At 66.8% G+C, this 20,432-nt stretch carries 21 protein-coding genes and 1 tRNA gene; 13 read left to right on the top strand and 9 right to left on the bottom strand.

The annotated features are described in order from the left end of the window. Positions 1-31 precede the first annotated feature (31 nt). Positions 32-349 carry a monooxygenase gene (locus tag M8009_RS06270; protein ID WP_250059959.1) on the top strand — a complete coding sequence of 106 codons (318 nt, stop codon included), beginning with the start codon at positions 32-34 and terminating at the stop codon, positions 347-349. Positions 350-391: 42 nt separating this feature from the next. Here M8009_RS06270 and M8009_RS06265 read toward each other — a convergent pair whose 3' ends face one another. Beyond that, a complete protein-coding gene (locus M8009_RS06265; RefSeq protein ID WP_250059957.1) occupies positions 392-1,294 on the bottom strand; it encodes a LysR family transcriptional regulator in 903 nt (300 codons plus the stop codon). A 154-nt stretch (positions 1,295-1,448) separates the two neighbouring features. Here M8009_RS06265 and M8009_RS06260 point away from each other — a divergent pair, with 154 nt between their 5' ends. Beyond that, entirely contained in the window at positions 1,449-1,607 is a 159-nt protein-coding gene (locus tag M8009_RS06260) for a hypothetical protein (RefSeq protein ID WP_250059956.1), read from the top strand. Here the strand turns inward: M8009_RS06260 and M8009_RS06255 are convergent. The 3 genes from M8009_RS06255 to M8009_RS06245 all read right to left on the bottom strand — a co-directional run bounded on the left by M8009_RS06255 (position 1,604) and on the right by M8009_RS06245 (position 3,480). Continuing rightward, positions 1,604-2,386, bottom strand: coding sequence for an SDR family NAD(P)-dependent oxidoreductase (locus tag M8009_RS06255; protein WP_250059954.1), 783 nt, complete (start codon positions 2,384-2,386; stop codon positions 1,604-1,606). The two genes, M8009_RS06260 and M8009_RS06255, sit on opposite strands and share 4 nt — an antisense overlap. 145 nt (positions 2,387-2,531) lie before the next feature. After that, positions 2,532-2,987 (bottom strand): PAS domain-containing protein, encoded by a 456-nt coding sequence (locus tag M8009_RS06250; RefSeq protein WP_250059952.1) that lies wholly within the window; start codon positions 2,985-2,987, stop codon positions 2,532-2,534. A gap of 34 nt (positions 2,988-3,021) precedes the next feature. After that, positions 3,022-3,480 (bottom strand): SRPBCC family protein, encoded by a 459-nt coding sequence (locus tag M8009_RS06245; protein ID WP_250059950.1) that lies wholly within the window; start codon positions 3,478-3,480, stop codon positions 3,022-3,024. A gap of 463 nt (positions 3,481-3,943) precedes the next feature. Between M8009_RS06245 and M8009_RS06240 the strand changes: the two genes are divergently transcribed. Together M8009_RS06240 and M8009_RS06235 are read left to right on the top strand one after the other, a co-directional pair. Next, complete coding sequence (locus M8009_RS06240; protein WP_250059949.1) at positions 3,944-4,633, top strand: pirin family protein; 690 nt, start codon at positions 3,944-3,946, stop codon at positions 4,631-4,633. Positions 4,634-4,651: 18 nt separating this feature from the next. Then, on the top strand, positions 4,652-5,011 hold the full coding sequence (locus M8009_RS06235) for a hypothetical protein (protein WP_250059948.1): 360 nt from the start codon (positions 4,652-4,654) through the stop codon (positions 5,009-5,011). A gap of 438 nt (positions 5,012-5,449) precedes the next feature. On the opposite strand, the gene M8009_RS06230 is transcribed toward M8009_RS06235, so the two are convergent. The 4 genes from M8009_RS06230 to M8009_RS06215 form a co-directional block, all read right to left on the bottom strand. Next, a complete protein-coding gene (locus M8009_RS06230) occupies positions 5,450-5,614 on the bottom strand; it encodes a type I restriction-modification system subunit M N-terminal domain-containing protein (RefSeq protein ID WP_250059947.1) in 165 nt (54 codons plus the stop codon). Positions 5,615-5,731: 117 nt separating this feature from the next. Beyond that, the gene (locus M8009_RS06225; protein ID WP_250059946.1) at positions 5,732-5,923 is read right to left on the bottom strand and encodes a hypothetical protein; all 192 of its coding nucleotides are present in this window, start codon (positions 5,921-5,923) and stop codon (positions 5,732-5,734) included. Further along, complete coding sequence (locus tag M8009_RS06220; RefSeq protein ID WP_250059945.1) at positions 5,920-6,510, bottom strand: ATPase; 591 nt, start codon at positions 6,508-6,510, stop codon at positions 5,920-5,922. The genes M8009_RS06225 and M8009_RS06220 overlap by 4 nt, the downstream gene beginning before the upstream one ends. A gap of 114 nt (positions 6,511-6,624) precedes the next feature. Continuing rightward, positions 6,625-6,701: transfer RNA gene (locus tag M8009_RS06215), tRNA-Ile, on the bottom strand. 155 nt (positions 6,702-6,856) lie between these two features. Between M8009_RS06215 and M8009_RS06210 the strand changes: the two genes are divergently transcribed. Then, entirely contained in the window at positions 6,857-7,459 is a 603-nt protein-coding gene (locus M8009_RS06210; RefSeq protein ID WP_250059944.1) for a hypothetical protein, read from the top strand. 21 nt (positions 7,460-7,480) lie between these two features. On the opposite strand, the gene M8009_RS06205 is transcribed toward M8009_RS06210, so the two are convergent. After that, the gene (locus M8009_RS06205; RefSeq protein ID WP_250059943.1) at positions 7,481-8,794 is read right to left on the bottom strand and encodes a serine hydrolase domain-containing protein; all 1,314 of its coding nucleotides are present in this window, start codon (positions 8,792-8,794) and stop codon (positions 7,481-7,483) included. Between the two features lie 400 nt (positions 8,795-9,194). Here M8009_RS06205 and M8009_RS06200 point away from each other — a divergent pair, with 400 nt between their 5' ends. The 8 genes from M8009_RS06200 (at position 9,195) to M8009_RS06160 (ending at position 20,305) form a co-directional block, all read left to right on the top strand. Beyond that, on the top strand, positions 9,195-10,748 hold the full coding sequence (locus M8009_RS06200; protein WP_250059942.1) for a pyridoxal phosphate-dependent decarboxylase family protein: 1,554 nt from the start codon (positions 9,195-9,197) through the stop codon (positions 10,746-10,748). An 18-nt stretch (positions 10,749-10,766) separates the two neighbouring features. Then, positions 10,767-12,092, top strand: a complete 1,326-nt coding sequence (locus M8009_RS06195) for a lysine N(6)-hydroxylase/L-ornithine N(5)-oxygenase family protein (RefSeq protein ID WP_250059940.1) — start codon at positions 10,767-10,769, stop codon at positions 12,090-12,092. Continuing rightward, a complete protein-coding gene (locus tag M8009_RS06190; protein WP_250059938.1) occupies positions 12,089-13,261 on the top strand; it encodes an MFS transporter in 1,173 nt (390 codons plus the stop codon). The genes M8009_RS06195 and M8009_RS06190 overlap by 4 nt, the downstream gene beginning before the upstream one ends. A 3-nt stretch (positions 13,262-13,264) precedes the next feature. Further along, positions 13,265-15,727: a GNAT family N-acetyltransferase gene (locus tag M8009_RS06180; protein ID WP_284047730.1), complete on the top strand. Its 2,463-nt coding sequence runs from the start codon at positions 13,265-13,267 to the stop codon at positions 15,725-15,727. 107 nt (positions 15,728-15,834) lie between these two features. Beyond that, complete coding sequence (locus M8009_RS06175; RefSeq protein ID WP_250059937.1) at positions 15,835-16,359, top strand: RNA polymerase sigma factor; 525 nt, start codon at positions 15,835-15,837, stop codon at positions 16,357-16,359. Positions 16,360-16,414: 55 nt separating this feature from the next. Next, positions 16,415-17,179: a siderophore-iron reductase FhuF gene (fhuF, locus tag M8009_RS06170; protein WP_250059936.1), complete on the top strand. Its 765-nt coding sequence runs from the start codon at positions 16,415-16,417 to the stop codon at positions 17,177-17,179. Further along, positions 17,176-18,120, top strand: a complete 945-nt coding sequence (locus M8009_RS06165; RefSeq protein WP_250059935.1) for a helix-turn-helix transcriptional regulator — start codon at positions 17,176-17,178, stop codon at positions 18,118-18,120. Before fhuF ends, M8009_RS06165 begins: the two co-directional genes overlap by 4 nt. A 103-nt stretch (positions 18,121-18,223) precedes the next feature. After that, complete coding sequence (locus M8009_RS06160) at positions 18,224-20,305, top strand: TonB-dependent siderophore receptor (RefSeq protein ID WP_250059934.1); 2,082 nt, start codon at positions 18,224-18,226, stop codon at positions 20,303-20,305. Positions 20,306-20,432: the final 127 nt, after the last annotated feature.

The following is a 20,432-nucleotide window of genomic DNA, read 5'->3' as shown; positions in this document are numbered from 1 at the left end:
GGGGTGGCAATCAGTCCGATAAGGAGGCCCTATGGCCGTGATACTGCAGGTACACTTCCCCTTTCCCGGCCCCTTCGGCGACGAGATGGCCGAGGCCCTCGCCCCGCTGGCCGAATCCATCAACGACGAACCCGGCCTGCTGTGGAAGATCTGGACCGAGGACGCCGAACGCCAGCTGGCCGGCGGCGTCTACCTCTTCGCCACCCGGCAGGACGCCGAGGCCTACCGCCAGATGCACACCGCCCGGCTGGAAGGCATGGGCGTGAGCGGCATCGAGGCGCAGATTCTCGAGACCAACGAGGCGCTATCGAGGATCAACGCCGGGCCGCTGGCGCGCGCCGAGGGCTGATTCGGGGAAAGTCAGCCGCGGATCAGCCGAGCACCAGGCACTCTAGCGGCGCAGCTCGCGAAACGCCTTGATCACCTGGCCGGCCAGCGCTTCGCTTGCCTCCCCCGCCCCCTCACGGCGCACCAGCACGACATGGTAGTCACCCAGGTCGGGCAACCCGACCTCGCGGGGTAGTTGACGTAGAGGCGACTTCACCAGGCTCACGGGAAAGGGCGCCACGGCGATATCGGCAAGCATCGCGGCCTCCTGGCCGGCCCAGTGTTCGCTGGTGTAGGCGATGCGATACGCCCGGCCGATAGCGTCGAGGGCGGACAACGCCCTGCCACGCCAAGGCCACCCCTGACTCGCCAGGGCCAACGGCAGCGGCGAGCGCCAGGCCGCTACGCCACCGTCACGACCGGCCCACACCAGTGGCTCGGTATGCACGACCTCGCCCTGGACCGCCGTCTGCCCCGGGGTACCGGCGGTCATCAGGATGAGGTCGAGCTCGCCGGCCTCCAGCCGGCGTTGCATGCTCACGCTGCCACCGACAACGACATCGACCTGCACCGCCGGGTGCGTGCGGGCGAATTGCGCCAGCACCTCGGGCAGGATGCGCGACCCCTGATCGTCGGGGGTGCCGAAGCGCACCGTGCCCTCCATCGGGGGAGCGAGGAAGCGCATCACCGCCTCCTCGTTGAGCTTGAGCAGGCGCCGCGCATAGCCCAGCAGCACCTCGCCCTCCGGGGTCAGCCGCACCTGGCGCGCCTCGCGCACGAATAGTCTCTGCCCCAAGGTTTCTTCCAGCCGCTTGATCTGCATGCTCAGCGCCGACGGCGTGCGGGATACCTGTCGCGCGGCACGGGTAAAGCTGCCGCGTTCGGCAATCGCCACGAAGGTCCGCAGCACCTCGGTATCCAGCAGCGGCAGCGGTCCCGCATGGGCCGTCGAGGGAGAGAACGGCATGGCCACACCTTTCAAAATTTCTGAAAGCTCAATGTAATCCTTTTCGTTGGATTCAACAAAGACCATCAACCATGCTGTCCCCAAGGTCGCGACACTCATCGCTTATCCGACCCATTGACCGCCTCTTGGGCGGTCGGCCAGAGGAGGCACCGCCATGCGTCATCTCGACCATTCCCGCAAGCTCGACGCCAGCGCAGAGCGCCCCACTCGTTCGCCCATGCTGACGCTCTGCATGCCCGCCATGCCGCCACTCGGGCTGGTGACGGCAATCCAGAAACGGCTGCAGGCCTGGCGACAGCGACTGCTCGTCTAGCGATTGCCCCCTGAGGGTTCGTCGGTCAGCTGGCGCGCGTGCCATTCTTGACCGGCGAACGCCTCGATAGGCACCTGCCGAAGCAGTCTGATCAACACATTGGCCGCCTGATCGGCACTCAGGGCACTCCCCTCCTCCAGTCTCGCCTGCAGGTAAGCGGCATGGGGCAGCTGGCAGCGTCGTGCGGCCGCGATATGCTGGCGCAGGCCCGGCGTATCCACCTGGCCCGGCTGAAACAGGGCAACCCGCGCCCGATAGGGCGTCAGCTCCTGGGTGAGTTGCTCGAAGAGTCGCCGCAGCGCCATCTTGCTGATGCCGTAGCTGCCGGTGCCGGGTTGAACACGCTGATCGATGCCCGCACCGACCAGGACCAACCGCGCCGGTTCACGTTCGGCGGGCAGGAAAGGTAACAGGGCACGAATCAGTGCCAGGGGAACCACGGCATTGAGCTGCAGCGCCGACTCGAGGTCGTCCGGCTGCCAGTCGTGCAGATCGGCAGCCGGCGTTCCCAGGCCGGCGCAGTGCACGAAGGCGTCCAGCGACAGCTGTCGCTGCTGAAAATTGTCCAGCAGCTCGGTGACGACGCCATGGCGGGTCTCGCGACACGTCAAATCGCCCGCCAGCGCCTGTACCGGCGTCTCGGGATGCTGCTGGCGTAGCTGATCGGCCAGCTGTGCCAGCGGTGCCGGGCGACGCGCCAGCAGGCAGAGCGGTTGCCCTCGGGCGGCCAGCGCATGCGCCAGCGCCCGACCAATGCCGCTGCTGGCACCGGTAATCACCACACAGCGCCTTGGGAGGATCGGTCTATTCATCGCATGGGAGAACGGGAGACGATAAAAAAGCGCTTCCATGCCACCCTTGAGGTCGAGACTGGCTCGACCCACGGGCATCACGAACGATAGGGGCGCCTCGATCGGAGATCGGTCACTCCTCTGACGACGCGTTCAGGATGTTTTCAAGACGTGCGATCTCGATGCGGGCGTTGACGAGTTCGCTGACATCATACTGCACGCCGAGGTAGTAGATCAGGCGGCCCGAGTCATCCCACAGCGGCTGGATCGACAGCCGGTTGTGAAACAGCGTGCCGTCCTTGCGGTAGTTGCGCAGCGTTACCTCCACGGGCTCGTGAACCTTGAGGGCTGCGCGAATCTCATCGAGCGCCGGCTGGTCGCGATCCTCGCCCTGCAGGAAGCGGCAGTTGCGCCCGAGGATTTCCTCCTGGCTGAAGCCCGTCAGCTGCTCGAAGATGCTGTTGGCATAGACGATGGGAGAGTCCGGCTGGTCCGGGTCGGAGAGGGTCACACCGTTCACGCAGGTATCCAGGATCTGCGTCAGGACATGCGGAATGATGCCGGTGTCTTTGTCGGGAATGAATAGCATGGTGTCTCCAGGCCGAGGGCGCTATACAGGTGAATTAGTCCGTCTTTTTCTGACCGAGTTCCCGTTCGGCCAGGGCTCTCAAATCCCGCACGACGCGTTCCGTACCATCCTTGACCGCCAAGCGAATGAGCTTCTCGAATGGCCGCATGGCAAAATTCAGTCGCGCCAGCTCGAAGCTGAAGGTCAGCCGCGTTTGGTCCTGCTGCGGTTCGAAAAAATAGTTGATCACGAACGGATCCTTGATGCCCTTGAAACATACGCGGCGTTCTGGCTCGAGCGCGATAACCCTGAAATCAGCCTCGGAACGGCGCCCTTGGTCGATTCTCACCTGCCGGGCCGTCCAGCCGACGGCCAGCGGCCCACTGCTCAGGGGCGTCAGCTTTTGGACCTCAGGAGACCACCGCGGATAGTTGCGGACAAAATCGGTAACCACGAAGCCATATACATCAGGCACCGGACAGCGAATCAGAGTACTTGACTGGGACTTTACCATCGTTAAAGCGCTCCCTATGAAGACGGTTTACGGGAGGTCGCAACGCTAGGGCATAGGCGTAAGAGAAACGTCATCGAGCCTCGCTGCCAACACGGCCAAGCTTGACGATAGCAGCATTTCCCGGGGTGCGCTCCATGGATCATTTTCCCGTGCCAGTGCCGGGTCACTCCGTCAGATGCCTGCACGGAGCCCAGATAACGCTCGCACTCCTTATCTCGATCAAACAGTTAGCAACACGCGAGGCGCACGATGGTGTCCAACCCACAGCCTTGGGCGGCGGAGTTAACATCGCTTCATGAACGGATCTGGACACGGCTACCCCGCGGCGTGCACGACCGCGGCGCAAGATTCGAGCGCGCCGATGGCTGGGCGGGGCTGTGGCTGGTGCCGTGAAGGTGGCGTACCTTGAAAGCACCGCCATGCTGATGGCAATCTTCAGCGTGCCCCCATGGAGGAAACTTCGATGATCATTCGTCACGCCAACGAGCGCGGCTACGCCGATCACGGCTGGCTGAAGTCTCGTCACACCTTTTCGTTCGCCGATTACATCGACCCGAACCACATGGGCTTTCGCAAGCTGCGGGTTATCAACGAGGATCGCGTTCAAGGCGGCCAAGGCTTCGGCACCCACCCCCACCGGGACATGGAGATCCTCTCCTACGTGCTGGAAGGCGAGATGGCCCACCGCGACAGCATGGGCAACGGCGCGGTCATGCGCCCCGGCGATGTGCAACGCATGTCGGCCGGCACCGGCGTGCGGCACAGCGAGTTCAACAACGCCCCCGACCGTGAGCTGCACTTCCTGCAGATCTGGATCGAGCCGCAAGAGCGGGGCATCGCCCCTGACTACGAGCAGAAGGCTTTTCCCGCCGAGCAGCGCCAGGGGCAGTGGCGGTTGGTGGTGTCCCAGAAGGGGCGCGACGGCTCGGTGAGCGTGAACCAGGACGTCAACCTCTACGCCGGGCTTTTCGATGCCGGCGAGCGAGCGCCTACCCCTGCGGTGCGCCACGCCTGGCTGCACGTGGTACGCGGCGAGGCGGAGATCAACGGACAGCGGCTCTCGGCCGGCGATGCCGCCGCCTTTCAGCCGGGGGAGACCATCGAGGCGGTCGGTGTGAAGGCCTCGGAGATCCTGCTCTTCGACCTGGCCTGAACGGACTTCGGCGTGGAAATGGGGGAACGTCTCCGATTACGCCTGCTGCCATGGGTCAATCAACTGGACCCCAAACGACTCGAAATCCGTGACGTTGCGAGTGGCAAGCACCGCCTGGCGTCGAAGGCAGATTGCCCCGATCTGAGCATCTACCATCTGCACCGCCCTGCCCGGCTGTTCGCTGACGGCAACGCACTCGGCATAGCAAACCGCCGCCTCAGCATCGAAGGGCAGAATGCGACCGGCGAGTCCTCCTCGAACATCGCCGCCGCGGCGACCGCAAGGGAGCGCTTGCGACGCCCCTCAGGCAAACGCTGGATGCCGAAGAGAATCTCGGCAACGGTGCTCGCGGTGGTGGCCACCGAGGAAGTCTCCTAGGCATCCGGCCAGGCGACCACGCGCGGTTCCGGGGCAACTGGCATCAGCTCACAGAGCACGTTGGTATCCAGCACGAACACTCTCGAACTCCGCCGCGCGTGGCCACTGCTGGCGGATCGGCACTTCCAGCTCAACCCTGCCCTCTGCGGCGAAGCGCTGCCGGATTCGGATCCCCAGCCCCTGCTGCGGCACTTCTGTCAGCGCGCAACGCAAGATGAGGCGTACCTCTTCCTCCGTGGAGTGCCCATGGCACACCGCCGCCAAGAGCAGCTCACCTTCAGCGCATCGTTCAGGTTGCGAACCGTGATGCAAGCCATCTTTCCTCTCCTGCCCCGCCACCAATGCTAGCATTACAGATCAGAAGTTCATTCCAGCCTTGTCGGCTCTGAAACCGCCAACGGTTGCTGAGCAGAAAGGGAAAATGAGGTACGTCCTCGATTACCATACCTCGGCCTTGGTGGGCTCCAGCACGCACTCCAGGCGCCGCAGCAGGGTGAAAGGCAGGATGATGCGGCCGTACTGGGACTGCTTGAAATCGCCGCGCAGCAGGTCCGCCACGGACCAGATAAAGGCCGCCAGCTGAGAGTGACTCTCCGTGTTCACGATGCTTCCCCGCGTTCTTGGTGCTGATGGTGATGAGTGCCGACCATCATACACAGCGAGAGGATGGCCACGAAGCGGCCGGGGGGGGCCGAGAAGGTCACGCGACGCGGCACAGCATCAGTTCGGTTTCTGGTCATCCGAAGGCTGTTGATGAGGCTGCTCGGGGGCATCTTCGCCAATCAGTACAGGCTTGCCGTCCTGCCAGACGACCGCATAGTGGCCAAGGCGACGCTTGCGCTCGAGGGCCTCGGCCACGGCAGCGCGCAGGCTATCCAGCATTTCCTGGGTATCGGGGGAGAGCTGCGTCATGATCGTGCCTCCTTGGAAAGCGCCTCAAACAACGAGTCGTTGAAAATCTGTCGGTCTGGGCCGTGCTGCTCGAATACGGGTTCTGGGGCACCACCGTCATTCATGAAGCAGCGAGCATGGCTGACCAACGGTGCATAAAGTGTCAGCAGATTGTGCAGACTACGCGGGAACCGGCGCTGAATGTCTTTCAGGGGGATGTTGTGGCCACCATGGGAAACTCGTTCAGCAACACGTAAGCGGGACATTTCCACTGATGGCAAGGCCAGATAGACAAGCTCTACCTTCCAGTTTTCAGACAGGAGACGCTTGACCAGCGTGGAGTAGCTTCGCCCGGACAGAGTCGTTTCAAAGGCAAAGTCTTCCTTGTCGGCAATCGCTTCTTCAATTTCCTGCAGGAAGATACGACTAGCAGACAGGAGCTCTCGCTCCGGGGCAAGAGGGGAGAGGCCTGCAGCAATCAGGTCAGCATTGATGAAGCGAGAGCAGCTAGCGACATGGGGTAGGTAGTTCAACGCAAAAGTAGTCTTGCCAGCTCCATTCGGACCGGCAAGGATCCAGCACGTTGCTGCGTGTTCAGTACGGTTCATCGCCAGATCCTTGTGACACGTGCACATGGTAGGTGACTTACCCGCCGTGCACTGCTCACAAATTCTAGGCCACAGGGGGGCAATAATGATGCAGCGGTCTATCGATGCCACGCATGGTGGGCCCAGCTGGACTCGAACCAGCGACCAAGGGATTATGAGTCCCCTGCTCTAACCAACTGAGCTATAGGCCCTTGCAGCGGATGGCGCCGAGCGGCGCCGCCGTATGATAGCGAATGGTGATGAAGGTGACCATAGCCGGCCGCCCTTGGCTGGCCGAATCCCCCGCCGCGGCACTTCCTCCCCCGGCCGTGGTCTGCAGGTGGCCTGCCCTTGTGGAGATCGACCGGTGCGACCTTTCCCCCCTTGCCGTTTTCCTGCCCTTGGCACTGCCCTGTTCGCCCTGCTGCTGGCCCTGCCAGCAACTGCCGCCTGGGAGCTGGACCCAGAGCGCTCGCGGGTGGCCGCTACCGTGGTGCAGATCGCCCCGACGGGGCCCATTGCCCATCAGCATGAGGTGCGTCGGCTCGCCGGCAGCGCCGAGGCGGACGGCACCCTGCGCCTGCCCTTGCGGCTGGCCCAGAGCGACGTGATCGAGCGCATGGGGTCGCTGCCGCCCTGGCTCTCCGGCCTCACCGAGCAACCCCTGGCCACCGTGACCACCCGCTTCCCGCCCCAGCGCCTGGAGGCGCTGGCCGTGGGCGAGTCGCTGGTGGAGGTGCTCGAGCTCTCGGTGCACTCCGGCGGCGTCACCCACCACGAGCCGCTGGCGGTGCGCTTCACCCACGAGGCTCCCGGCCGGGTGCGGGTCACCAACGCCGAGCGCGTGGCGCTGGACGGCCGCGAGCTGATGGCCAACCCGACGATGCGTTCGGTGCTGCTGTTGCTCGGCTACGAGCAGATCGGCGACGAGGTGCCGGTCCTTCTCGATGCCGTGCTGGTGCGGCGCTGAGGCCAGGGATTCGCCCCCCTTCTACTCCGTCGCCTGCGACTCGCGCGCCATCAGGTACTCGGCGAGCGCCTGATAAGCGGGCAGTGAGGTCGGATCGTTGGCCGCGTTGCCCGCTACCGGATGCGAGGCGAAGCGCACGATCACCATCTGCGCCGTGGGATCGATGTATATCGTCTGCCCATGCACGCCCCGTGCGGCGAAGGCGCCGTGATCGTTGTGCAGCACCCACCACATGCCGCGGTAACTGCCGCCCGGGAGGGTCGCATAGCCTGCCCGAGCAAAGGCCTGGCGGTCGCCACCCTGGCGGATGCGCGCGACCGCCGCGTCGGGAAAGAGGCGCTCGCCGTCGAGCTCGCCACCCTCCAGCACCAGCTGGCCGAGGCGTGCCAGGTCACGAAGGCCGGCACTTAGCCCGCCCCCGGCAAATGGCGTGCCGATGGAATCCACCGTGAAGTAGGCGTCCTGCTCGGTGCCCATGGGTTGCCAGATCCGTTCCGCCAGCAGGTCGGCCACTGACCGGCCGGTCGTGCGCGCAATGATCCAGCCCAGGGCGTCGCTGTTGACGGTGCGATAGCCGAAGACCTCGCCGTGAACGCCTTCGGGCTGCACGGTGGCCAGGAACTCGTAGTAGGTACGCGGACCCTGGTAGCCCTCCGGCTTCGGCAGGGGACTCGCCGCCGCGTTGTAGGCCCAGATCTCGGCCTCGGGGTCGGCATAATCCTCGCTGAAGTCGAGCCCCGTGGTCATCTCCATGACCTGCTGCACGGTGGCATTGCCGAAGGCACTCTCCGCCAGCTCGGGCAGGATCGTCGCCACCCGGGCCGTCTCGTCCAGTGCCCCCTCGGCCACCAGGATCTCGGCCAGCAGCCCGGTCATCGACTTGGTGACCGACATGGCGCCATGCACGCCGGCCTCGTCCAGGCAGCCGGCATAGCGCTCGTAGACCACCGTGCCGTGGTGCAGGACCAGGATGCCGTCGGTGTAGTTCTCGGCCAGCGATGCCTCCCAGGTCATCGGCGCGCCGCCGCCCAGGGGCGTGAAGGTGACGGCATCGATCCCGGCGTCCGGCGCTTCCTCCAGCGCGCGAGGTGCGCCGAGGCCCCGGCTGACCCGCCGGGTGGGCAGCAGCTCGCGGAAGTGGCATACCGTCCAGCGCAGCTTGGGAAAACTGAAGTAGTCGGCATCGGGCTGGCCGATGATCCGCTCGGGCGGCGGCGGGAAGCCCTGCATCCAGCCCAGCACCACGGGATCGGACGCTTCGGCGCTCAGGGGCTCCTCCCCCCCGGCCGCGGCTGGCAGCCCCAGCCCGGCCACGAGCAGGACACCGAACAGCACCTGAACTCGCTGCCCAGGGCCGTGGCGTGGCGCGCCCGACCGATACGGCCTTCCCCTTCCGGCAACACTCGCTGCTGGCATGGCGGCGTCCTCCCCCTGCGTTGGCACCATGAAGCGAGTCTTGTGCAGAACCCCAAGAAGGGCAATGGCGCACTGCCTCAGGCGCGCCCGGGGCGAGCTGCCCCTCCGCGCCCGCCTGCTAAAAAAACTCGCCTCCCGGGTTCAGAACCGCTGCCCGCCTTCGTTATCCCTCGTGCCACACCCAATAAACGATAAAGATTCGCATTAACATCGAATCACGCCGTATGCCGCCGGGTGCTTACCCCCGGCAGCGCACGGCCTCCCCCGAGATGCCGCGGCCGTCCCGGCGACGGCAGCGACGAACGCACAAGGTGACACCATGAGATCACGGCTCGAGGAAAAGCAAAGAGGCACCGCCCTGGGCACCCGGCCCGCCCCCCTGGCGACCGACCAGCTGTTCAATGCCGGCCATGCCGAGGCCTACTGGCAGCAGGCGACCCGCTGCGTCGACCTGGTGCGGCGCAAGGTGGCCGAGGTGGACCGCCCCTTCACCGGCGCATGCCCCGAAGAGCTCAAGGAGCACTTCGCGGGCATCGACCTGGACGCGCCCCTCGGCGAGCTGCGCCCGGCCCTGGAGGAGCTGGAACGGGTCTACCTGGATGACGCCGTCTACTTCCACCACCCCCGCTACGTGGCCCACCTCAACTGCCCCATCGTGCTGCCCGGCATCCTCGCCGAGGCGATCCTCTCGCCGATCAACTCGTCGCTGGACACCTTCGACCAGAGCGCCGGCGGCACCTTCATCGAGCAGTCGCTGATCGACTGGACCGCGGACCGCATCGGCCTGGGCCAGGACGCCGACGGCGTCTTCACCAGCGGCGGCACCCAGTCGAACCTGATGGCGCTGATGATTGCCCGGGACCACCACGGCGCCTCCCTGGCGGATCACGGCGGCAATAAGCACGAGGGCCTGCCCGCGGACTACCGCCGGCTGCGCATCCTCGGCTCGGAAGTCAGCCACTTCAGCCTGCAGAAGTCGGCGGCTATCCTGGGCCTGGGCTATCAGGCGGTGATGCCGGTGGCCTGCGATGCCCACTACCGCATGGATCCCACTGCCCTCAAGGCGCGCCTGGAGGAGTGCCTGGCGATGGAGCTGATCCCCATCGCCGTGGTGGCCACCGCCGGCACCACCGACTTCGGCAGCATCGACCCGCTCGAGGAGATCGCCGCGCTGTGCCGCGAGCACGGCATCTGGCTGCACGTGGACGCCGCCTACGGTGGGGGCCTGCTCTGCTCGCCGCGCTATCGCCACCGCCTGGCCGGCATCGAGCACGCCGACTCGGTGACCATCGACTACCACAAGACCTTCTTCCAGCCGGTGAGCTGCAGCGCCTTCCTGGTGCGCCGGCGTAGCGACCTGCGCCATGTCACCCATCACGCCGACTACCTGAACCCCTTGTGCCAGGCCGAGGCCGGCACCCCGGACCAGGTCAACAAGAGCCTGCAGACCACCAAGCGCTTCGATGCCCTCAAGCTGTGGCTGACCCTGCGCATCATGGGTGCCGAGGCGCTGGGCGAGATGTTCGAGCGGGTCATCGACCTGGCCGGCGAGGCCCATGCGGAGCTGGCTCGCCACCCGGAGGTCGAGGTGCTGCTCGAGCCACCCATGAGCACCCTGGTGTTCCGCTACCGCCTGGCGGGCCTCACCGAGGCCGAACTCGACGAGCTCAACGCCTACGTGCGCTCGGCACTGTCCCGCCGCGGCGAGGCGGTGATCGCCGCTACCCGGGTCGGCGGGCGGCGCTACCTCAAGTTCACCCTGCTCAACCCGGACACCCGGCTCGAGGATCTCACCGCCATCGTCGAGCGCATCGTCAACCACGGCCGCGACTGGTGCGAGGCCCAGGCCCCGGCCCGCGCCGCCGCTTCCTGACTCCAGCGAGATCTCACTATGCAACAGACAGTGCACGACTTTATCGCCATCGGCCTCGGCCCCTTCAACCTGGGACTGGCCTGCCTGACCGACCCCATAGAGCTCGACGGCCTCTTCCTGGAGCGCCGCGATGGCTTCGACTGGCACCCCGGCATGCTGCTGGAGGACGCCACCCTGCAGACCCCCTTCATGTCGGACCTGGTCACCATGGCCGACCCGACCAGCCGCTTCAGCGTGCTCAACTACCTGAAGCAGCAGGGGCGGCTCTACAACTTCTACATCCGCGAGAACTTCTTCCTGCTGCGCAACGAGTACAACCGCTACTGCCAGTGGGCTGCCTCCCAGCTCGACAGCATCCGTTTCGGCACCGAGGTGACCCGCATCGACTTTGACGAGGCCACGGGGGTCTACCGGGTGAGCTGCCGCGACACCCATGGCGGCGAGGCACGGGTCCACCTGGCCCGACACCTGGTGCTCGGCACCGGCACCACGCCCTACCTGCCGGAGGGCTGCCGCGACCTGGACCCGCGCCCACTGCACTCCAGCGAGTACATCGAGCACAAGGCCGAGCTGCAGCGCCAGGAGGCCATCACCCTGATCGGCAGCGGCCAGAGTGCCGCCGAGATCTACCACGACCTGCTCACCGACATCGACCGCTTCGGCTACCGGCTCGACTGGATCACCCGCTCGCCACGCTTCTTTCCGCTGGAGTACGGCAAGCTGACCCTGGAGATGACCTCGCCGGACTACATCGATTACTTCCATGCCCTGCCCGAGGCCACCCGCAACGCGCTGATGCAGCGCCAGAAGAGCCTCTACAAGGGCATCAACCTGGAGCTGATCGACGCCATCTACGAGCTGCGCTACGCCAAGGAGCTCGGCGGCGAGGTCCGCTCGGAGCTGCTCACCAACACCAGCCTCGAGACCTGCCGCCATGACGCCGAGCGCGGCGAGTACGAGCTGACCCTGTGGCACACCGAGCAGCAGCGTCACTTCCGCCACCGCACCCCGGCGCTGATCATGGCCACCGGCTACCGCTACCACATGCCGGACTTCCTGGCGCCCATCACCTCGCGGATCGCCTTCGACAACGCCGGGCGCTACGCGGTGGGCCGCTTCTACGACATCGATGGCGGGCGCGGCGAGATCTTCGTCCAGAATGCCGAGCTGCACACCCACAGCCTGGTGGCGCCGGATCTGGGCATGGGGCCCTACCGCAATGCCTGCATCATCCGCGCCCTGACCGGCACCGAGCACTACCCCATCGAGGAGCGCATCGCCTACCAGCGCTTCGGCGCCCCCAGCGAGGCCGTCTTCGAACCGATGGACGCGGAGCACGCATGAGCCCGACCCCCTGGCTGGTGGCCGTGACCGCCGTGGCGGTGGTCAGCGACGCCATGCTGCTGCCCTTCTACCCGCAGTTCTTCGCTGAGCGCTTCGGCGTGGAGGCCCCGTCGCACATCGGCGCCTACCTGGCCATGAGCTGCCTGGTGGTGCTGCTGGCGCTACCCGCCTGGGCGCGCCTGGCGCGCCGGATCGGCACCCTGCGCCTGCTGATCGGCACCCAGCTGGTGGCCGGCGGCCTGAGCCTGTCCTGCGCGGTAATCACCTCGCTGCCCTGGTTCTGGGGCCTATCGCTGGCCATGCTGGTGGCCAAGGCCAGCTACCTGCTGGTCTATCCCTACCTGATGCACTTCGAGCCCCGGGATCGCCATGCCGCGCTCATCGGCATGCTCTCGGTGGTGGTGCATGCCGGTGGCATCCTCGGCGCCATGGTCGGCGGGCTGGTGCTGGAGCATTGGCAGGCGGCCCAGGTGTTCCGGGTGATGGCGATCAGCGACGCGCTGCAGGTGGCGGTCTGCCTGCTGCTGCTCAAGCAAGGCCGGGTGCCCCACGCCGCCCCCGACACCCCGCCGGCCCCCGGCACCAGCGGCGCCATCCTGCGTCTGGGCCTGGTAATGCTGCTGTTCTACTTCAGCGCCTACCTGGCCCGGCCCTTCTTCGCCCAGTACTGGGAGCTGGCCTCGGGCCTGCCCGGCGAGGCACTCGCTGGCGCGGTCTTCGCCATCCCCGGCGGCGTGGCCGTGGCCCTGCTGGCCCTCGACCTGCTGGGCCGGCGCCCGGGCGGCGTGGCCATCGTGGCGCCGCTGGCCATCGGCCTCACCGGCCTGCTGCTGCAGGCCAGCGGCGAGATCGCCGCCATCCTGGCCGGCCGGTTGCTGTTCGGCTGGGCGCTGTTCCGCGTCACCGTGCGCCTGGAGGTGCGCATCTTCCAATTGAGCACTCCGGCGCGCTACGCCAGCGACTTCAGCAAGATCCATGTCTTCCAGGGGCTCGGCGTGCTCGTCGCTTCCTGGGGCGCCGGCCGACTGGTCGACGCCCAGGGCCTGGCCAGCCCCTTCCTCGTCGCCGCGCTGGGCTTCGTGCTCTGCGCCCTGGCCCATCGCCTGCTGCTGGCCCGGGCCGAGGCGAGCCCGGCGCGGCCCACCGACCCCGTATCTGCAAGGACCTGACCCATGAACCTCTTCCAGCCGACCCCGACCACCCGCATCACCTATTCTCGCCACGCCCAGGGCCTGGGTACCTTCAGCCTGAGCCCGCTGCACCTGCCCGAGGACCTGGCGCTGATCCACGCCTGGGTCAGCGCACCCAGGGCCCACTTCTGGGGCATGCAGGGCCACTCCCCCGAGCGCGTCCAGGCCTTCTACCGCGACCTCCAGGCGAGCGAGCACGCCCAGGGCTACCTGGGGCTGTTCGACGGCGAGCCGGCCTTCCTGGTGGAGTGCTACGACCCGCGCCACGACCCCATCGGCGGGCACTACGCGGTGGCCGAGGGCGACCGTGGCATGCACTTCCTGGTGGCCCCGGCCGAGACGCCGCTGCCCGGCTTCAGCACCCAGGTGATCACCACCATCCTGGCGTTCATGTTCGAGGATGCTGGGACGCGGCGAGTGGTCGTGGAACCCGACGTCAATAACCGCAAGATCCATCCGCTCAACCGCCGGGTCGGCTTCGTTTACGAGTGTGAGGTCGAGCTCCCCGAGAAGACCGCCCACCTGGCCTTCTGCGACCGCGAGGCCTTCGCCTCGGCGGTGAGCGCCGAGAACCCGCGCCTGGATTCGAGCCTGGCCACCGACCCGGCCCGCGCCGCCGCCCACCTGACCCCCGCGCTGTGGGCCCGGGCCAACCGCTGGCTGATCCGCAAGGCGATCGCCGAGTTCAGCCACGAGCGGCTGCTGGCCCCCGAGGGCCTGAATGTCGAAACAACCGCCGTCGACGCCGAGGGCCACGGCGACTACCGGCTGGCCGCCCCCGAGGGCGGCGTCGAATACCGCTTCCGCGCCCGTCGCCTGGCGCTGGATCACTGGGTGATCGACCTCGACTCCCTGGAGAAGCGCGTCGACGGGGCCCCGGCGGAGCTCGACGCCCAGCGCTTCATCCTCGAGTTCCGTCGGCCCCTGGGCATCGGCGACGAGATGCTGCCGGTCTACCTGGAGGAGGTCGCCAGCACCCTGTTCGCCGGCGCCTACAAGCTCGCCGGCACCCGCCCGGACGCCGACGGCCTGGTCGACGCCGATTTCCAGACCCTGGAGGCCGCCATGACCGAGGGCCACCCGGTGTTCGTGGCCAACAACGGCCGCCTGGGCTTCGACGCCGTGGACTACCACGCCTATGCCCCGGAGGCCGCCGCCCCCGTCACCCTGGTGTGGTTGGCCGTGCACCGCGAGGACGCCCACTTCAGCGCCATCGAGGGGCTGGACTATGCGGCCCTGCTCCGCGACGAGTTGGGCGAAGCCACACTCGCCGACTTCCACCGCCGGCTCGAGGCCCGCGGGCTCGAGCCCGCGGACTACCTGCTGATGCCTGCCCACCCCTGGCAGTGGTTCCACAAGCTGGCCATCACCTTCGCCGCCGAGGTGGCCCAGGGCCGCATCGTCTGCCTGGGCTACGGCCACGACCAGTACCGCGCCCAGCAGTCGATCCGCACCTGGTTCAACGTCAGCCAGCCCAGCCGGCGCTACGTGAAGACGGCGCTGTCGATCCTCAACATGGGCTTCATGCGCGGCCTCTCGCCCCACTACATGCGCGCCACCCCGGCCATCAACGACTGGATCAAGGCCCTGGTCGACGCTGACCCGGAGCTCGCCGCCCAGGGCTTCACGGTGCTGCGCGAGGAGGCAGCCATCGGCTTTCGCCGCGACGCCATCGAGCCGGCCTTCGACCGCTACAGCGCCTACAAGAAGATGCTGGCCTGCCTGTGGCGGGAGAGCCCGGTGCGCTACCAGCAGGACGGTCGGCGGCTGATGACCATGGCCGCCCTGCTGCATGTGGACGCCGAGGAGCGTGCCCTGCTACCCAGGCTCATCCAGGCTTCGGGGCTTGCCACCGGCGACTGGCTGGACCGCTACCTGCGGGTCTACTTCCGCCCACTGCTGCACTGCTTCTACGCCTACGACCTGGTGTTCATGCCCCACGGCGAGAACCTGATCCTGCAGCTCGAGGACGGCGTGCCGGTCCGCGCCATCATGAAGGACATCGCCGAGGAGATCGGCATCATGAACACCGAGGTGGAACTGCCCGAGGCCGTCTCGCGCATCGCCGTCGAGGTGCCCGAGCCGCTCAAGGTGCTGTCGATCTTCACCGACGTCTTCGACTGTTTCCTGCGCTTCATGGCCGCCATCCTCGTCGAACAGGGCGAGATCGACGAGCAAACGTTCTGGGCACGGGTGGCCCGCTGTGTCGTCGACTACCAGCAGGATCACCCCGAGTTCGCCGAGAAGTTCGCCCGCCACGACCTCTTCGCCCCGGAGTTCACGCTCTCCTGCCTGAACCGGCTGCAGCTCAATGATCATCAGCAGATGATCGACCTGGCCGACCCGGCGAAGAACCTCCAGTTTGCCGGCACCCTGGTCAATCCCATCGCCGCTTACCGGCCGGCGCCTGTCGCGTCGAGGTCAAACGAGGACGCCCTGGCCTGATAGGAGTTGCTGGCCAGGCGTCGTTATGGCGGCGCCTGGCCTGTTTATTTGATAATAATTATCGTTTGCATATAATGCGTTTCTCCGATTCCCAGGACGGAGCTCGCATGACTGCCCCACCCGATCTCGATGCCCTCTTCCAGCTGCACGCCACGGATCTCGCTGGCTACCTTCGGCGCCAGCTGCCGTGCCCTCATCTGGCCGAGGATCTCTGCCAGGAGGTCTTCCTGCGCCTCGGCCAACATCCCGAGCCGGGACGGCTGGTGGAATCCCGGGCCTACCTGTTTCGAATCGCCCGCAATCTGGTCATCGATCATCACCGCCGCCGCCGCTCGCACCCCGTTTGCCAGCCTCTGGATGAGCCCGACCTCTGCCTGGCTTGCCCCCATGCCTGCCCCGAGCGCGATACCGACCGGGCGCTGTGTCGAAGAGTGCTCTACGCAACCCTGGACACCCTGCCACCACGTCTTCGCCAGGCCCTGGTGTGGCACCGGATCGAGGGTCTCACCCAGGCCGAGATCGGCCGCCGGCTGGGTGTCTCGGAGCGCATGGCCGGACGCTATGTCGCCCAGGCCATCGCCCGTTGCCGAGAGCGACTGACCGACACGCCGGCCAGATTCGGCAACTTTTGATAACGATTATCATTTTATTTATCATCTCGTCAAGCTACCCCCGGTGGAGGCCCCCATGGATCAAGCGCTGTCGCCGCTCTACATCGGCCCCCTGGCAGGCCTGAGGCCTCCGCGGGTCTCGGCGACGCCCGCAGCCGACAGCTGCCCGACCCGCGAGCTGCTCGACCCGGCCTACCTGGACGCGCTGTTGTCGCGCTTCGGCGCCCAGTACCCCCAGGGCGACCGCCGGGCGGTGGCCTCGCTGTGGTCCAAGTGGCACTTCAGCAGCCTCTGCGGCCATGGCCTGGCGGCCAACCTGCTGCTCGAGCGCGACCTGCCACTGGGCCTGGACGAGCTCCATCTCCAGCAATCTCCCGAGGGACAGACCACCGGCCTGGTACTGCGCCATGCCGGCCGCCCCCTGGCCGAGCTCGATTCCCCTTCGCGCTTCGCCACCCTGCTCGACGGCCACCTGACGCCGCTGGTCGAGGCGCTGGCCGCGGCCACCGGCGCCTCGCCCAAGGTGTTCTGGAGCAACGCCGGCAACTACTTCGAGTACTTCGCCGGCGCCCTGGGCGACCATCCCATGGCCGCACCGGACGTGGGTGAACCCGCCGAGGCGCTGATGGCGAGTCGCACCCTGCCCGACGGCCGCCGCAATCCGCTCTATCGCCCAGTGCGCTACGTCGAGGGCGATGACGGCGCCCCACGGCGGCTGCGTCGGCTGTGCTGCATCCGCTACCTGATCGACGAGCTGGGCGTCTGCGGCAACTGTCCGCTGACGTGCCACCGCGCCTCCAGGAGAGAGAAGGAGAAGGAAAACGAGAGGGAGGCAACATGACCCTCGCTGTCAGAGGCGTGCATCAGCACAGCGCCCGCGACCTCCAGGCCTATGGCAGGCGCTACGGCATCGAGTACCGGGTGCCGACACTGTCACCCCGGACCGAGGAGCCGGTGATGCGTGGCATGGTGCGCGAGTTCTCGCCACGCCCCGGGATGCAGCTGGTGGTGTCCGACGTCGAGGTGCTGCACCGCTACGACTCCCGCTCCCGGGCCCCCTCGCCGCTGTCGATTATCGTGCTGCTCGAGGGCCAGGCCGAGGTTCGCCTGGCGGAGCGGGACTTGACCCTGACACCGGGTATGGCGCTGAGCGTTCGTCTGCTGGCCCACCATGGCCTGCAGGCGTCTCAGCCCGCCGGCCAGCGTCTTCGCGCCCTGACCCTGAGTCTCGACGAGGCCTGCCTGACCCGGCTGGGAAGGCCCCTTCCCGACGACAGGTCCGGCTCATGCCTGTATGCCTGGCGACTGCCCGCCCCCCTGCGCCAGGGCCTGGAACAGGGGCTGGACGGCCCGTTACCCGGTCACGCGCAGCCCCTGCTGCTCGAAGGTCTGAGCCTGCAGCTACTGGCCCATGGCTTGCTGCCTGACGAGCCAGTGCCACTCCCCGCACCCCGCCTGGCGCCCCGGGAGAGTCGTCGCCTGGAGCGAGTCCGTGCGGCCCTACGCGACGATCCGGCCCAGGCGCACCGCCTGGAGGCCCTGGCCGAGTTGGCCGCCATGAGCCCCGCTAGCCTGAGGCGCAAGTTCCGCGCTGCCTTCGGCCGCTCGGTGTTCGACTACCGGCGCGAATGCCGGCTGACCCTGGCCCACGACTATCTCCGCCAGGGATACAGCGTGCAGCAGGCGGCCCACTTCTGCGGCTACCGGCACGCCAGCAACTTCGCCACTGCCTTCCGGCGTCACTTCGGTTACCCGCCGAGTTCCCTGCCCCCGGCAAGCTGAGCATCCTGCATAGCCAGGGGAGCATCACGCATACCCCACCCGGCATTTAAAAGGGAATAATTCTCATTCATTTAAAAACATTCCCATCCCGCAGGAACCCACTATGCCGACTCCACACCCCCTGGCGCTGGCAGTGTCGCTCGTCGCCGCCGGCTCTGCCCTCACCGCCCAGGCCCAGCAGGCCGAAGACCTCTCCACCCTGACCATCACCGCCCAGGCGGCCACCAAGACCGAGACGCCCTTCAAAGAAACGCCACAGGCCATCTCGGTGATCGAGAACGCGCAGTGGGAAGAGCGCGGCGCCGAGACCGTGCAGCGCGCCGCCGACTACACCCCCGGCGTCTATACCAACCAGATCGGCGCCTCCAACCGCTACGACTACCTGGTACTGCGCGGCTTCACCGAGGGCAGTGTCAGCAACACCTTCCTCGACGGCCTCAAGGTGATGAGCGACGGCGGCTCCTTCAGCTCGCTGGTCGTCGCTCCCTACTTCCTGGAGCGCATCGAGGTGGTCAAGGGCCCGGCGTCGGTGCTCTACGGCCGCGCTTCCCCCGGTGGCTTGGTGGCCCAGACCAGCAAGCGCCCCGAGTTCGAGCGCAGCGGGGAGCTGCGCATTGGGGCGGGCAACAACGCCCAGCGCAGCGCCGCCTTCGACCTCACCGGACCGCTGGACGAGGAACGCCGCCTCGCCTTCCGCGTGACCGGCCTGGCGCGTGCCGCCGACACCCAGTTCGGCCCGGTAGAGGAGGAGCGTTACGCCTTCGCCCCCCAGCTGACCTGGGACATCACCGACGCCACCAGCCTGACCCTGCATGCCTACCTGCACAAAGATCCTGAGGGGGGCTATCATGCCGGCCTGCCCTTCGAGGGCACGGTGGTCGATCACGCCGGGCGTCGTGTCTCCAACACCTTCTTCGAGGGTGAAGAGGCATTCGACACGTTCGAGCGCGAGCAGACCATGGTCGGCTATGAACTGGAGCATCGCTTCAACGACGCCCTGACCGGCCGTCAGAAGCTGCGCTATACGGAGTCGGATGTGGAGCTCGCGCAGGTCTACGCCTTCGGCTGGGCCAACGACACCGAGCTCAACCGCTTCTTCTCCAGCGGCGACGAGTCCCTGGAGGCCCTGGCGGTCGACAATCAGCTCGAGGCCAACCTGTCCACCGGCTTCGTCGACCATACCGTGCTGCTCGGTGTCGACTACCAGCAGCGCGACAACGACGTCACCTGGGGCTCGGGCATGTTCCCCACCATCGATGCCTTCGATCCCGAGTACAGCGCCGAACCCACCGCCATGTTTCCGGATCTCCGACGCAAGCGGGAGCTCGAGCAGACCGGCGTCTACCTCCAGGACCAGCTGGCCCTTGGGAACTGGCACCTGAACCTGGGTGGCCGCCATGACTGGGTGGATATCCGCAACACCGACCGCGACAGCGGTGCCGAGAGCGAACTGGACGATACCCAGTTCAGCGGTCGCGCCGGGGTGCTCTACCTCTTCGACAACGGCCTGGCGCCCTATGCCAGCTATACCACCTCCTTCAGCCCCAACTCCGCCGCGGACCGGAACGGCGACCTGATCGCGCCCTCCCAGGGCGAGCAGGTCGAGACCGGGCTCAAGTACCAGCCCGTCGGCACCCAGGACCGCTATAGCCTGTCACTCTTCCATATCACCCAGGAGAACCTGGCCACCAAGCGCGCCAGCGAAAATTTCTTCCGCGCCACCGGCGAGATCGAGTCTCGTGGCGTCGAGCTGGAAGCGCATACCCAGCTGACCGACAACCTGCGCCTGCAGGCCGGGTACAGCTACACCGACGTGACCCTCGAGAAGACCGATGACGCCAACGAGGGCAATACCGACAACTGGGTGCCGCGCCACCAGGCCTCGGTGTGGGGACAGTACGCCTTCCGGCAGGGCGGGCTCGCCGGCCTGGATGCCGGCCTCGGGGTGCGCTACTACGCCGATATCTACGCCGACGAGGCCAATACCGAGAAGGTGCCCGACTACACCGTAGTCGACGCCACCCTCGGCTACGACCTGACCGAGGTGGGCCTCGAGGGCGTTTCCGCGCGGCTCAACGTCAGCAACCTGCTCGACGAAGAGTACGTCGCCGGCTGCAGCAGCATCAACTTCTGCTACTTCGGCGCCGAACGCAGCGTGAAGGCCACCGTCAGCTACAATTTCTGATCCTCGACCCCTGCCTCTGTGGGCACTTGCCGGCAGCCCAAGGGCTGCCGGTTCGTATTGCGGGCACACCACGACAAAGGCCCACCCCGTTGCCGGGGTGGGCCCTTTTTGGCATGCCTCGCCGCGG

Source organism: Halomonas gemina, from assembly GCF_023554995.1.
Lineage (GTDB): Bacteria > Pseudomonadota > Gammaproteobacteria > Pseudomonadales > Halomonadaceae > Halomonas > Halomonas gemina.
Note: the sequence above shows the minus strand (reverse complement) of the source record. Positions and strands in the feature narration are given on the sequence as shown.